Source organism: Pseudomonas sp. Fl5BN2 (genome assembly GCF_009908205.1).
Lineage (GTDB): Bacteria > Pseudomonadota > Gammaproteobacteria > Pseudomonadales > Pseudomonadaceae > Aquipseudomonas.
The window spans coordinates 1-13,229 of the sequence record NZ_JAAARL010000017.1 but is presented as its reverse complement, the minus strand read 5'-3'; the positions used below and the strand labels follow the sequence as shown (position 1 = coordinate 13,229).

Genomic DNA, 13,229 nt, shown 5'->3' with positions numbered 1-13,229 from the left:
TCGATTGGTAAAAGATGAAACTTAGATCGCTTTCAGCGTGCCTTTTGGCAGCGTGGCAGCGATCGCGCCCTTCTGGAACTTCAGCTCAACGGAGTCCGACACTTCCAGAACCACGAAGTCGTCGGTCACTTTGTTGATTTTGCCGGCGATGCCACCAGTGGTCACAACTTCGTCACCTTTCTGCAGGCTGCCCAGCAGGTTCTTCTGCTCTTTAGCGCGCTTGGCCTGTGGACGCCAGATCATCAGGTAGAAGATGACCAGGAAGCCGACCAGGAAAATCCACTCAAAGCCGCCGCCCATAGGACCTGCAGCAGGTGCAGCAGCGTCAGCCATGGCGTTAGAGATAAAAAAGCTCATTTAACACTCCGATAATTGCAAAATTAGTGTCTGAACGTCTTTAGAACTTATTCTAAAGGCGGCACGGGTAACCCGCGTTTGGCATAGAAGGAATCGACAAAGGCGGCCAATGTACCTTGTTGAATAGCCTCGCGCAAACCAGCCATAAGCACCTGGTAATGCCGCAAATTATGGATGGTATTCAACATGCTACCCAGCATTTCACCGCACTTGTCCAGATGATGCAGATAAGCACGGGAGAAGTTCTGGCAGGTGTAGCAATCACAAGTTGGGTCCAACGGCGAATCATCATGGCGATGGAACGCGTTACGGATCTTCAGCACGCCTGTGTCGATGAACAGATGCCCATTGCGGGCATTGCGGGTTGGCATCACGCAATCGAACATGTCCACACCGCGGCGCACACCCTCAACCAGATCTTCCGGCTTGCCAACTCCCATAAGGTAACGAGGTTTGTCGGCCGGCATCTGGCCCGGCAGGTAGTCCAGCACCTTGATCATTTCATGCTTGGGCTCGCCCACCGACAGGCCACCGATGGCCAGGCCGTCGAAGCCGATCTTGTCCAGGCCTTCCAGGGAACGCATGCGCAGGTCCTGGTGCATGCCACCCTGGACGATGCCGAACAACGCCGCAGTGTTGTCACCATGGGCGTTCTTCGAACGCTGGGCCCAGCGCAGGGACAGCTCCATGGAGATCCGTGCCACGTCTTCGTCAGCCGGGTACGGCGTGCACTCGTCGAAGATCATCACGATGTCCGAACCCAGGTCGCGCTGCACTTGCATCGACTCTTCCGGGCCCATGAACACCTTGGCACCGTCCACCGGCGAGGCGAAGGTCACGCCCTCTTCCTTGATCTTGCGCATGGCGCCCAGACTGAACACCTGGAAACCACCGGAGTCGGTGAGGATCGGGCCGTTCCACTGCATGAAATCGTGCAGGTCGCCGTGCTTCTTGATCACCTCGGTACCCGGGCGCAGCCACAGGTGGAAGGTGTTACCCAGGATAATCTCGGCGCCAGTGGCGACGATGTCCCGTGGCAGCATGCCCTTGACCGTGCCGTAGGTACCCACCGGCATGAAGGCCGGGGTTTCCACCGTACCGCGGGGGAAGGTCAGGCGACCACGACGAGCCTTGCCATCAGTGGCCAGCAGCTCGAAGGACATACGACAGGTACGACTCATACAGTTTCCTCTGGGGCCGAGTCCCGGGGACCGGTGGGCGCCGGATTACGGGTGATGAACATCGCATCACCGTAGCTGAAAAAGCGGTATCCCTGATCTACGGCGGCCTGATAGGCGGCCATGGTCTCGGGATAACCGGCGAACGCCGAAACCAGCATCAAGAGCGTGGATTCCGGCAAATGGAAGTTGGTCACCAGGGCATCAACCACATGGAAGGGCCGCCCGGGGTAGATAAAGATATCGGTGTCGCCACTGAACGGCTTGAGCACACCATCGCGAGCGGCACTTTCCAGGGAACGAACACTGGTGGTGCCCACCGCCACGACCCGGCCGCCACGGGCCCGGCAAGCTGCCACCGCATCCACCACGTCCTGGCCGACCTCCAGCCACTCGTTGTGCATATGATGATCTTCGATGCGCTCCACCCGCACCGGCTGGAAGGTCCCGGCACCGACATGCAGAGTGACGAAAGCGGTCTCCACGCCTTTGGCGGCAATCGCCTCCAGCAGCGGCTGGTCGAAATGCAGGCCCGCCGTCGGCGCCGCCACTGCGCCCAGGCGCTGGGCATAGACCGTCTGATAACGCTCGCGATCCGAGCCTTCGTCCGGGCGGTCTATATAAGGAGGCAATGGCATGTGCCCGACCCGATCCAGCAGCGGCAGCACTTCCTCGGCGAAGCCCAGCTCGAACAGGGTGTCGTGACGGGCCAGCATCTCGGCCTCGCCACCGCCGTCGATAAGGATCTTCGATCCCGGCTTGGGCGATTTGCTGGAGCGCACATGGGCCAGCACGCGGTGGCTGTCCAGCACCCGCTCGACGAGAATCTCCAGCTTGCCGCCGGAGGCCTTCTGGCCGAACAGGCGGGCCGGAATCACCCGAGTATTGTTGAACACCATCAGATCGCCCGGGCGCAAATGCTCCAGCAGATCAGTGAATTGACGGTGGGCCAAGGCGCCGGTTGGCCCATCCAGGGTCAACAGACGGCTGCCGCGACGCTCGGCCAATGGGTGGCGGGCGATCAGCGAATCAGGAAGCTCGAAGGTAAAGTCAGCAACGCGCATGATGGAGTTCGTCTAGCAGGGCCGGAAAGTTTAGCGGAATAACTAAAAATTGACCATGAAAGCCGATTGACCAACGGTAATCACGTCTCTATACTTCGCCGCCATTGAGCCCTGATGGCGGAATTGGTAGACGCGGCGGATTCAAAATCCGTTTTCGCAAGAAGTGGGAGTTCGAGTCTCCCTCGGGGCACCATCTAGCAGTATCTGCAAGTCTCTAACCGGACTTGCAGCACAGGAAAACCGGCCACTGAGCCGGTTTTTTTGTGCCTGGCGATTGTGTTCTCCTTCCTATATCCCACTGCGCGCTCAACCTCTGCTCAAGTGCTGATGACGGCACCCAACGCAGGTGCAGCTCTCGCAACGACTACGAAGAACCGTCAGGGAAATTCGGACCTTTCGGCAGAAGTTGACGACATATCCATTACTGGATATGTTGTCTCGATGAAGACATATACCCCAGAACAAATAGCCCTCATCAGCCAGCTGGAACAGATTGCAGAGGGGCTCAGCAAGACCTTCAGCCCTTTCTGCGAGGTCGTCCTGCATGATCTGCGTGATCCCGATCACGCCATTCTGGCCATTCACAACAACCTTTCCGGCCGCAAGCTCGGCGCTCCTGCAACCGAACTCGGCCTGGCCCGCATTGCTGACCCGGCGTACCCGCAGGTCATCGCCAACTATCAAAATCAATTCAGTGACGGGCGTCAGGTCAAGAGCACTTCGATCGGCATCAAGGACTCCAGCGGGAAGTACGTTGCAGCCTTGTGCATGAACATCGATCTGTCTATTTTTCGCGGCTTGCAGGGCATGCTGGAGCAATTCGGCTCCTTCAGCGGTGATACCCCCAGCGAATCACTTGACCCTATTGGCGCCGACACCATCCGCAACCGGATAGATCAATTTGCCGCTCGACTGGCGACCACGCCTCGCGCACTCAAGGCCGCGGATCGTCGCGTACTGCTGCAAGAGTTGAAGGACTCAGGCTGCATGGATGTGCGCCGGGCAATGGAGACGGTCGCTTCGCACCTGGGAGTATCCAGGGCTGCCGTCTATACCTACGCCAAATAAGCTACCCAGGCAGACGTGCCATGCCGGGCAATCTGATGGCAGCTCAAGATTTCCCGTTTCGAGACAACCGCCAACTATCCTCGGTGCACACTCGCGCGCACCTCGGGATAGCAAAGGAATGAGGCATCTCGACCACGGACCAGCGCTGGCGAGCACGTCGGGTTACTCGATTCAAGTCCAAGCGATAACTGTCTGTCGTCACCGCCGGGCTAGAAAAGACGCTGCCTCAAGAAACCGATTGTGCCAACGCTTCAATTTCTACCAGGTAACCGTGATGCAGTTCAGGAACCGGCACCACCACGCGCGCCGGACGATGAGCGCCAAGGGCTTGGGCATATACTTGATCAAACTCGGGCCAATGCTTTACCCCAGCAACATAAACCGTAACTTTCAGCAGGCTCTCCGGAGTTCCCCCCGAGGCTTGAACAATCGCCAGCAGATTATTCAGAGCGAGGCGTGCCTGTTCAGCAAAAGAAGCACCAATATTATGTGTACCGTCCGGGCTCACGGGTAATTGACCGGAGACATATAGAGTCCCCTGATAACTGACTGCCTGGGAGTAATGCCCCGCAGGTGAAGAGGCGTTATCGGTATGCAGGATTTTCATTGTTATTCGTTCTTCTAGAGGTGGCGCAACTGTTTAAAGTGCTCTTGTACATAATGGGCAAGAGCACAGGTTCACTCTGAAAGTCCCTGCCAATAGACTGCAGAGATGCTTTTAATGTCAGCGCTTCACTGAGGTCGCATTAATCAGCAGAACTTCCTCACGCCGTACGCCTTTGCGCAAGCCAGGGGTCAAGCCGGTTGTTGAGTTCCGACAGGCTCCGCTTCCGGATCACCGTCTGCACCGTCACCGATGACCGCAGCAGCTACACCGCAGCCCAGGACGTTGGTCGCTGTACGCCCCATATCCAGGATAGGGTCCACTGCCAGTACCAGAAGCAGCCCGGCTTCCGGCAAGCCAATCATCGGCAGGCCGGCGGCAAGCACCACCAAAGAGCCACGGGCAACGCCAGCGGTCCCTTTGCTGATAACCAGCAACGTCAGCAGCACCATGATCTGATGAGAGAAGCTCATGTCGATGTTGTAGGCTTGGGCGATGAACAGCACGATGAACGCCTGGTACATCATCGAACCGTCCAGGTTGAAGGAATAGCCCAGCGGCAACACAAAGCTGTTGATCCGTTTCGGCGAACCGAAGGTATCCAGAGCCGCAATGGTTTTCGGGTAGGCCGCTTCACTACTGGCCGTGGAGAACGCCAAAAGGACAGGTTCTCGCATAAGTCTCAACAGCCGTTTAGCGCGCTGCCCCAAAGCCAAGAAGGCAACGCCGGCAATCAGCGCCCAGAGCAATGCCAGCCCCAAATAGAACTGGACAATCAATTTGCCAAAGCTGCCAACCATGCCCAAACCATGCACGGTAATGGTCGCGGCGATTGCCGCGAACACCGCCAGGGGGGCAATGAACATCACATAGTCAGTGATGCGGAACATGACCTGCGCCAGCTCTTCCAGCATCTCCATGATGCTGGATTTGCCTCGACCTTTAACAAAGGCCAACGCAGAACCGAAGAACAACGAAAACACCACGATCTGCAGAACTTCGTTATTGCCCATCGCCTCGATGATGCTGCGAGGGAATACATGGGTCAGGAATGTCGGAAGATTGAATCCGCCCGTGTTCAAACCGACCTGGGTCGCCGAGACGGTCTCAAGATGAACAAGATTCAGCCCTACGCCTGGCTGGAACAGGTTAGCCAGCACCAGGCCAATACTCAGCGAGACGATCGAGGCTACAAGGAACCAAGCGATCGCCTTGAAACCAATACGTCCGACAGCACCGCTGTCGGACATGCTGGCAACACCCGTGATCAAGGTGGCCAGTACCAATGGGGCAATGACCATCTTGATCAGGCGTAGGAAGACATCGGTCACCAGGCCCAAGTAACCGGCAACCGTCTTGGCTGACTCGGCATCCAGTTGAGCATGTAACAGCCCACCCAGTGCAATGCCCAATACAATCGCAACCACGATCAAGCGTGCCAAATTACGGCTTTTCATAAGCACCTCTTTTTATTGATGCCCAGTCAGTTCCCAGGCGATTTTGTATGGGCGGCAGAAACGACAAAACACTTTATTACGGCAACGGCCCAGCACCGGCGCATTATTATTGGCACGCGTATCAATTGAATTAAGACGGCTTAGTTAAACCAATCAGCTCGGTCTGTTTAGCAGTTGCAAAATTAAAGCTTCAGGAGTTCCACATATTTTTCAATATCAATATTACCTCCAGTAACAATGACACCTACACGCTGGCCTTTAAGTTGCTCCTTGACCTGTCTGATTGCAGCCAGCCCTAGACAACCTGTGGGCTCCACGACCATTTTCATCCGTTGTGCAAAGAACTTCATCGCGGCGATCAACTGAGCATCGGACACCGTCAGGATGTCATTCACACCGTCGCGGATAATCGGGAAGGTGTAGTTTCCCAAGTGCTGGGTCTGGGCTCCATCGGCAATAGTGTCGGGGGTATCGATATGCACGATACGGCCGGTTTTGAACGATCGCTGGCCGTCATTGCCCGCTTCAGGCTCCACACCATACAAGCGGCACTTGGGGGCTAACTCGCGAGTGGCCAAGGTGGTTCCGGAGAGCATTCCACCCCCCCCAAGACCGACAAACAGTGCATCCAACTCGCCGACTGACTCATGCAGTTCCTTGGCCGCCGTACCTTGTCCAGCCAGTACATCTGGATGGTCATAGGAAGGAATCAGCGTCATGCCATGCTCTTGCGCCATCGACCGGCCAATCTGTTCGCGGTCTTCGGTGTAGCGGTCATAAAACACCACCCTGGCGCCATATTCCTGAGTCGCCGCAACTTTGGCCGCAGGTGCGTCATAGGGCATGACAATAGTTGCCGGAATGTTCAGCAAAGAGGCCGCCAAGGCGATGCCTTGAGCATGGTTGCCGGAAGAGAACGCAACCACGCCGGCCTTGCGCTGCTGCGGATCAAACTTGGCCAGTGCGTTGAACGCGCCGCGAAACTTGAAGGACCCCGTACGCTGGAGGTTCTCGCACTTGAAAAACACCTGGGCGCCGATTTCTGCATCAATCGTGCGCGAGGTGAATACCGGAGTGCGGTGGGCATGACCGTCTATTCGTTCAGCCGCTGCCGCCACATCCGCAAATGATGGAAAAACCAGAGGTTGCATGAAAATCTCCTTCAGAGAATTACCAGGGCCACGAAATATCGTGCCCCATGTTGTCGGCACAGGCGCGCTGATGCAGCAGGCGAGCCACGGTCAAGTCCTGCAGGGCCAGGCCGGTCATGTCAAACACTGAGATATCCACCAGTGCACGATTGAACTTCGCCTTGCCAGTCAACAGATCGCCCAGTTCCAGAATGGGAACCTCGGGCGCCCACTGAGTCTCTCCCAGTGTGCTGGCCTGGCCATGATCATCGACCACCACACAGGCACGCTTGAGCAACCCCTCCGGCAGCTCGCGCTTGCCTCGGGTATCAGCACCCACACAGTTGAAATGGGTGCCGGGACGTACGGCATCCAGGTCAAACAACGCACCAGCGCCTGGAGTGGCGGTAATCACAATGTTGCTTTGGGCCACGGCGCTGTTGGCATCCACGCTGTGTTGCAACACGCACCGCGAAAGGAAACGCCCTTCAAAACGCAGGTCCGGCAAACCATTGGCCGTCACATAAAGTACGTGTCTAAGCTTGGGCATGACCCGCAATGCGTAATCCAACTGGATACCCGCTTGCACGCCTGAGCCAAATACACAGGCGCTGGAGCTGTGCGGACAAGCCAGCAGTTGCAAGCCCAGGGCTCCCGCTGCCCCGGTTCGCAACGTGGTCACGCTATTGCCATCAATCAGGCACAGGGGACGACCCGTCGCAGGGTCCATCAACATGATCGTTGCCTGGTGAGGTTCCCCCCCAAAGCTACGATTTCGCGGCCAAAAGCCTGCGGCTTTGAATCCCAGCAATCCTTGACTGCTGATTTCAGCAGATTTGATGCCGAAGATGCCGCCCTTACCCAATGACTCGCGAACCACCGAGAACCCCCGGCCTTCATCCAGGCTGTGAAGGATGAAGGCTTCACAGACTGCTTCAAGAACCTGCTCATGAATGAGCAGTGCATCCACATGGTTTTTGTCCAACAGCTTCAAGGTTGCTTCGTGTTTTGCCATGCGGGTTGATCGCCATGTTCGAATGCGGGCACGCGGAATATGGATAAATTATCCACATCTATACAAAATGTAAAGATCATTTCTTTGACACAAAACCTGAGCAATGCCGTGCTCCTCCACTCTCCCATCGTCGCCCGCGATGCCTGCCGGCGATGAAACACCTCTTGCCCAGAAGCGCCCAGAGCAGGCCCTTCTCAGGTCGGCAGGAAAATCTCCCATAACGATTGCGATGCCCCCAAGACGCCGTTTTCTTGAGCTGTCGCTGTCAAGCGAAGCTCGGACTGGATCTCGAATCTCGTTCAACTACCGTACAGCTACCCTCTGAGATATTCGTTCAGCTCACCTCTTGCCTGCCTGTTACGAAGCCAATTCCTGTGCCTCGAACCTGCAGGAACCTGCAATAAAAAATGTATCGAAACTGACATCAAGCGAACTATCAGCGCCCTACCAGCGCTGGGCTTGAGCCACCTGCCGCCTGATCAAAACCGACAGGCAGCACTTGAACTGCCCCTGACACTCACGGCGAATGTGCACCCATGAACAATGTGACCCTACTGAAGACTCGTCACACCACCCATCTATCGAACGTGCTTTATGGGGCGGCGCAACCTGAACTACTGCGAGAGGAAGTGCTCGCTGACCTGCTGGAAGCCAGCGCCAGGCGCACTCCCGAGCAGGTGGCACTGATCTACGCCGAACACCAGTTGACCTACCGCGAACTGGACCAACAGGCCGACCGCGTGGCCTCCAGGCTGATCCAGGCCGGGGTCCAGCCGGGGCAAATTGTTGGCCTGTGGCTGCCAAGGGGCCTTGAGCTGCTGGTGATGCAGGCCGGGATCGCCAAGGCCGGCGCCGCCTGGCTGCCCCTGGATCAGGACACACCAGTCGAGCGCCTGCAGATCTGCATGGACGACGCCAGTGCGGTGGGAGTCCTGTGCTGCGAGCAACTGGCTCCGAGCCTAGCGGCCATCGGCCTGCCACTGTGGACCGCCGAAGCCCTGCTCGCCCCCCTCGACGGTCCTCTGCTGCGGCGCAGTAACGTGCGCCCCGAGCACCCGGCCTACGTGATCTATACCTCCGGCTCCACCGGCAAGCCCAAGGGCATCCTGATTTCTCAGGGCAGCATCTGCCACTTCCTGCGCAGCGAAAACGCGGTGCTCGGTATCCAGGCCAGCGACCGGGTCTACCAGGGTTTTTCCGTGGCCTTCGACATGTCCTTCGAAGAGATCTGGATCGCCTATCTAGTGGGCGCCACCCTGTGGATCGGCCCCAAGGAAATCACCGGCGACCCGGAAACCCTGCCACGCATGCTGACCCAGCAGCGCATCAGCGTGCTGCACGCGGTACCGACTCTGCTGGCGCTGTTCAGCGAAGACGTACCTAGCCTGCGCCTGATCAATCTCGGTGGCGAAATGTGCCCCGAATCGCTGGTGGAACGCTGGAGCCGCCCCGGCCGGCAGATGTTCAACACCTACGGCCCCACCGAAGCCACGGTTTCCGCCAGCCTCGCACGCCTGGAGCCCGGTCAGCCGGTCAGCATCGGCAAGCCCCTGCCCAACTACGGTTTGCTGGTGATCGCCGCCGACCTGCAACCGGGCCAGGCACCGAGCCTGATGCCCCGCGGCCAGACCGGCGAACTGTGCATCACCGGCCCCGGCCTGGCCGAGGGCTACCTGGGACGTCCAGACCTGACCCAGGAGAAATTCCTGCCCAACCCTTGGACCATCAGCGCCCAGGATACCCGCCTGTATCGCACCGGTGACCTGGCCCGGATCGACGCTGACGGCCAGGTGCAATGCCTGGGCCGGGCGGACGATCAGGTGAAGATTCGCGGTTTCCGTGTCGAGTTGGGAGAAATCGAAGCCTTGCTGGCCCAGCAACCCGGGGTTGGCACCGTGGCGGTACTGCTGCGCAATGACGACGGCATCGACCAGTTGATCGCCTATCTGGTACCTGATCAGAGCCTGCCGCTGGATGTGCTGCCCAGCCTGCTGCGCCACGGCCTGCAAGCACAACTGCCGCCCTACATGGTGCCGGGGCGCTTTGAATTGCTGGACAGCATGCCGCGCCTGACGTCTGGCAAGATTGACCGCAAGGCGCTCAAGGCTCGCCCCCTGACCCTGGACAACCCAGCGGTCAGCGACGCTTCGGACACGGCCGAGAACCCGGCCGAACAGGCACTGTTCAGTGCCCTGGAGAAACTCTTCCCCGGCCAGTCGATCCGCCGTGACGCGGACTTCTTCAGCGACCTGGGCGGTCATTCGTTCTTCGCCGCACGCCTGGCCTCGGCCCTGCGTACCGACCCGCGCTTCGCCCACATCACCGTGCGCGACATCTATCAACAGCGGCGCATCGGTGCCATTGCCGAAGTCCTGCAGCAAGCTCCGGAACAAGGCCCGGCCCAGGCGCAGTGGACGCCGCCCGCCGCCTGGAAACGCTGGCGCTGCGGCCTGGCCCAGGCGCTGGTGCTGCCGGTCATGGTCAGCCTGCGGATGAGCCAGTGGCTGGCACCCTTCTTTACCTATCACTACCTTACTGGCGCTCCTGGGGATTCGGTCGCAGCCGCCACCGCAGCTTCGGTAGGGATGTTCCTGCTCGCCACCCTGTTGCAGTTCGTCATCGCTATCGCCGGTAAATGGCTGATCGCCGGGCGCCTGCAAGCCGGGAGCTATCCGCTGTGGGGCCTGACCTATTTCCGCTGGTGGGCGGCAGATCGCTTCGTCGAGTCGGCACCGGTGTATCTGCTTAGCGGCTCGTCGCTCTACGGCCTGTGGCTGCGCGCGCTGGGAGCCAGGGTCGGCCAGGAGGCGAATATCGGCTCTGCCGGCGTACGGGTGCCCGACCTGTTGACCCTGGGCAATCACGTCAGTATCGGCAACGGCGTCAGCCTGGAAAATGCCCGGGTCGAACGCGGCCAACTGCTTCTCGGCCGGATCGAAGTGCAGGACCACGCCTGCATCGGCTCCTATGCGATTCTCGAAGGCAATACCACCGTCGGCCGCCAAGGTCACTTGCAAGGCCAATCAGCCCTGGCGGATGGCCGCAAGGTGCCTGACACACGCGTCTGGAACGGCTCGCCAGCCCGGGACATCGGCGCCTTCGACCCGGCCAGCCTGCCGCCACGGCCACCGGTCAGCGCCTGGCGCCAACGAGGTGAAGGACTGTTCTTCGTATTCGGTATCCTGCTGATCGCCACGCTGTTCTTCATCCCGGTGTTCCCGACCTTCTTCCTCATCGACTGGTTCGACGAACAGCAGATCTTGCCCTGGCTGCAGGGCCAGGAAGTGACGGTGCAACTGCTGCGCTACTTCTTCCTGGCGCTCCCCGCCAGCGCCGTACTGATCGTCGTGACCATGCTGGCTGCGGCAGCGCTGCGCTGGATCGCCCTGCCACGCCTGAAGCCCGGCCGGTATGCCGTGCACAGCAACACCTACTGCGCCAAGTGGCTGGTCAGCCATATCCAGGAGGCCAGCCTCAACGTGCTGTCAGGCCTGTATGCCACGATCTACGCGCCGTTCTGGTACCGCCTGCTGGGGGCAACAGTCGGTCGCGATGCGGAAATTTCCACCGCCCAGGGAGTGATCCCCGACATGCTCACCCTGGGTGATGAAACCTTCATCGCCGACGCCGTGATGCTCGGCGATGAACAGGTGGACGGCGGCTGGATGAGCATTCAACCGACCGTGATCGCCCATCGCAGTTTCGTCGGCAATGGCAGCTACATTCCCGATGGCACCGTGCTGCCGGAAAACGTGCTGATTGGCGTGCACTCCTTTGCTCCGCGCAACAGCGAACTCAAGGACGGCGATACCTGGCTCGGCTCGCCCCCCATCAACCTGCCGGCCCGGGAGCAGGTCAGCGGCTACCCGCCATCCCTGACCTTCCATCCTTCACCCTTGCGCCGCCTGACCCGAGGCCTGATCGAAGGCTTGCGCATCGTCACCCCGCATGCGGTGGTGATCGCCGTGGGCTACACCGTGATGCTCGACCTGATGCCCCTGGCCGCCGCTGACCGCTGGGGCGCGGTACTGGGTTACCTGGCATTGATCGGCTTGGCCTACGCTGTCGGCAACTTCCTGTTCGTGGCCGCCTTGAAATGGCTGCTGGTAGGCCGCTACCGCAAACGCGCAGATCCGATGTGGACCCCGTTCGTCTGGCTCTCCGAAGGCATCACCAGTCTCTACGAAGGCATGGCCGCACCGAATCTCATGCGTTTCCTGCGCGGTACGCCATGGCTGCCACCCGCTTTCAACTTGCTGGGCTGCAAGATCGGGCGCGGGGTGTACATGGACACCACCGACATTACCGAATTCGACTGCGTGCACATTGGCGACCACAGCGAACTGAATGCCGGCGCCTGCCCGCAGACGCACCTGTTCGAAGACCGGGTGATGAAGATCGACCAGGTGCACATCGGCGAGCGGGTCTACATGGGCCCACGCAGCTCGGTGCTGTACAGCGCTCAAGTGGGCAACGATGCACACCTGGGAGCACTGACCCTGGTGATGAAGGGCGAGCACATTCCCCAGGCCAGCCGTTGGGCCGGCTGCCCAGCGGCCCCTGCCCGAGCATGACCGGGAGCAGCTCGCACACGGCGCTGCAGGTATTTGCCTGGCCCTACTGCCAGGCACATTGGCAGCAGGGCGTGTTGCTGGTCAGCGTCACCACCGGGCCTGGCGACTCACGTACCCGGGCGCGCAAGGAAATTCGCCTGGCACTGCGCGAAGCCCTGAGCCAGAGCCTGGGCATCGCCACCGAAAGTATTCATATCCACTCGCCCCCCGGTCAGGCGTTGCAGCTCAGCCTGCCGGGCTGGGGCCTGGCGGGGCTGTCCATCAGTCACGAACAGGGACTGTCGCTGGCGGCGGTCCACCTGTATGGCGCGGTGGGTGTAGACCTGATGCAGGTCGAAGAGATTCCCGATTGGCAGCTGGTCGCTCAGGACTACCTGGGACCCAGCGTTACCGGACAATTACTGGAGCTTACCGAGGACCTGCGCCCCCCGGCTTTCGCCCAGGCCTGGAGCGAGCGCGAAGCGACCCTCAAGTGTGCAGGCCTGCCTCTGACAGAGTGGTTCCCGCTGCATCCTCCGGCCTATCGGTGCTTTGCCCTGGATCTACCGGATGACTGGGTGGGCACCCTGGTACTCCCAGCCATGACTCATCACTAAGCAGCAACGTGGCCGATACCGGGTTGATCCGCTGAAAAAATTCCTACTCATTACCGACTTTTCCTTATTGGAAACTTGATCCAGATCAACCGCTCTTGGCTGCCCAACCCTAAAGATGACCGGAGGATATTGAACGAGTAAACAGGCCCCTCCCATGAGTGAAGAATCTACCGCCCTCCCCCTGCC

10 protein-coding genes and 1 tRNA gene are annotated in these 13,229 nt (G+C 59.5%); 4 read left to right on the top strand and 7 right to left on the bottom strand.

What is annotated here, in order from left to right; translation table 11 throughout:
• Positions 1-21 precede the first annotated feature (21 nt).
• Genes yajC through queA form a run of 3 tightly spaced genes read right to left on the bottom strand, consistent with a single transcriptional unit; the run spans position 22 to position 2,599 of the window.
• Positions 22-357 carry a preprotein translocase subunit YajC gene (yajC, locus tag GV819_RS22500; protein WP_161758252.1) on the bottom strand — a complete coding sequence of 112 codons (336 nt, stop codon included), beginning with the start codon at positions 355-357 and terminating at the stop codon, positions 22-24.
• A gap of 47 nt (positions 358-404) precedes the next feature.
• Complete coding sequence (gene tgt, locus GV819_RS22495) at positions 405-1,520, bottom strand: tRNA guanosine(34) transglycosylase Tgt (RefSeq protein ID WP_178124823.1); 1,116 nt, start codon at positions 1,518-1,520, stop codon at positions 405-407.
• A gap of 14 nt (positions 1,521-1,534) precedes the next feature.
• The gene (queA, locus tag GV819_RS22490; RefSeq protein WP_161758250.1) at positions 1,535-2,599 is read right to left on the bottom strand and encodes a tRNA preQ1(34) S-adenosylmethionine ribosyltransferase-isomerase QueA; all 1,065 of its coding nucleotides are present in this window, start codon (positions 2,597-2,599) and stop codon (positions 1,535-1,537) included.
• 108 nt (positions 2,600-2,707) lie between these two features.
• Between queA and GV819_RS22485 the strand changes: the two genes are divergently transcribed.
• A tRNA-Leu gene (locus GV819_RS22485) sits at positions 2,708-2,792 on the top strand.
• A gap of 248 nt (positions 2,793-3,040) precedes the next feature.
• The gene (locus GV819_RS22480; RefSeq protein ID WP_161758249.1) at positions 3,041-3,667 is read left to right on the top strand and encodes a helix-turn-helix transcriptional regulator; all 627 of its coding nucleotides are present in this window, start codon (positions 3,041-3,043) and stop codon (positions 3,665-3,667) included.
• A 226-nt stretch (positions 3,668-3,893) separates the two neighbouring features.
• Here the strand turns inward: GV819_RS22480 and GV819_RS22475 are convergent, their stop codons facing one another.
• From GV819_RS22475 to GV819_RS22460, 4 genes are all read right to left on the bottom strand, one after another.
• The gene (locus tag GV819_RS22475; protein WP_161758248.1) at positions 3,894-4,274 is read right to left on the bottom strand and encodes a RidA family protein; all 381 of its coding nucleotides are present in this window, start codon (positions 4,272-4,274) and stop codon (positions 3,894-3,896) included.
• A 188-nt stretch (positions 4,275-4,462) separates the two neighbouring features.
• Positions 4,463-5,728, bottom strand: coding sequence for a dicarboxylate/amino acid:cation symporter (locus GV819_RS22470; RefSeq protein ID WP_161758247.1), 1,266 nt, complete (start codon positions 5,726-5,728; stop codon positions 4,463-4,465).
• 182 nt (positions 5,729-5,910) lie between these two features.
• Positions 5,911-6,879 carry a threo-3-hydroxy-L-aspartate ammonia-lyase gene (locus GV819_RS22465; RefSeq protein ID WP_256667567.1) on the bottom strand — a complete coding sequence of 323 codons (969 nt, stop codon included), beginning with the start codon at positions 6,877-6,879 and terminating at the stop codon, positions 5,911-5,913.
• Between the two features lie 19 nt (positions 6,880-6,898).
• A complete protein-coding gene (locus tag GV819_RS22460; RefSeq protein ID WP_161758246.1) occupies positions 6,899-7,873 on the bottom strand; it encodes an ornithine cyclodeaminase family protein in 975 nt (324 codons plus the stop codon).
• Positions 7,874-8,409: 536 nt separating this feature from the next.
• On the opposite strand from GV819_RS22460, the gene GV819_RS22455 reads away from it, so the two are divergent.
• Together GV819_RS22455 and GV819_RS22450 are read left to right on the top strand one after the other, a co-directional pair.
• Complete coding sequence (locus GV819_RS22455; protein ID WP_161758245.1) at positions 8,410-12,447, top strand: Pls/PosA family non-ribosomal peptide synthetase; 4,038 nt, start codon at positions 8,410-8,412, stop codon at positions 12,445-12,447.
• Positions 12,444-13,043, top strand: a complete 600-nt coding sequence (locus GV819_RS22450; RefSeq protein WP_161758244.1) for a 4'-phosphopantetheinyl transferase family protein — start codon at positions 12,444-12,446, stop codon at positions 13,041-13,043. The genes GV819_RS22455 and GV819_RS22450 overlap by 4 nt, the downstream gene beginning before the upstream one ends.
• The last annotated feature ends 186 nt before the right edge of the window (positions 13,044-13,229 follow it).

Bases quoted from the DNA above. Each gene is read 5' to 3' on its own strand.
- yajC (WP_161758252.1), bottom strand. From the start codon at position 357: ATGAGCTTTTTTATCTCTAACGCCATGGCTGACGCTGCTGCACCTGCT.
- tgt (WP_178124823.1), bottom strand. From the start codon at position 1,520: ATGTCCTTCGAGCTGCTGGCCACTGATGGCAAGGCTCGTCGTGGTCGC.
- queA (WP_161758250.1), bottom strand. From the start codon at position 2,599: ATGCGCGTTGCTGACTTTACCTTCGAGCTTCCTGATTCGCTGATCGCC.
- GV819_RS22480 (WP_161758249.1), top strand. From the start codon at position 3,041: ATGAAGACATATACCCCAGAACAAATAGCCCTCATCAGCCAGCTGGAA.
- GV819_RS22475 (WP_161758248.1), bottom strand. From the start codon at position 4,274: ATGAAAATCCTGCATACCGATAACGCCTCTTCACCTGCGGGGCATTAC.
- GV819_RS22470 (WP_161758247.1), bottom strand. From the start codon at position 5,728: ATGAAAAGCCGTAATTTGGCACGCTTGATCGTGGTTGCGATTGTATTG.
- GV819_RS22465 (WP_256667567.1), bottom strand. From the start codon at position 6,879: ATGCAACCTCTGGTTTTTCCATCATTTGCGGATGTGGCGGCAGCGGCT.
- GV819_RS22460 (WP_161758246.1), bottom strand. From the start codon at position 7,873: ATGGCAAAACACGAAGCAACCTTGAAGCTGTTGGACAAAAACCATGTG.
- GV819_RS22455 (WP_161758245.1), top strand. From the start codon at position 8,410: ATGAACAATGTGACCCTACTGAAGACTCGTCACACCACCCATCTATCG.
- GV819_RS22450 (WP_161758244.1), top strand. From the start codon at position 12,444: ATGACCGGGAGCAGCTCGCACACGGCGCTGCAGGTATTTGCCTGGCCC.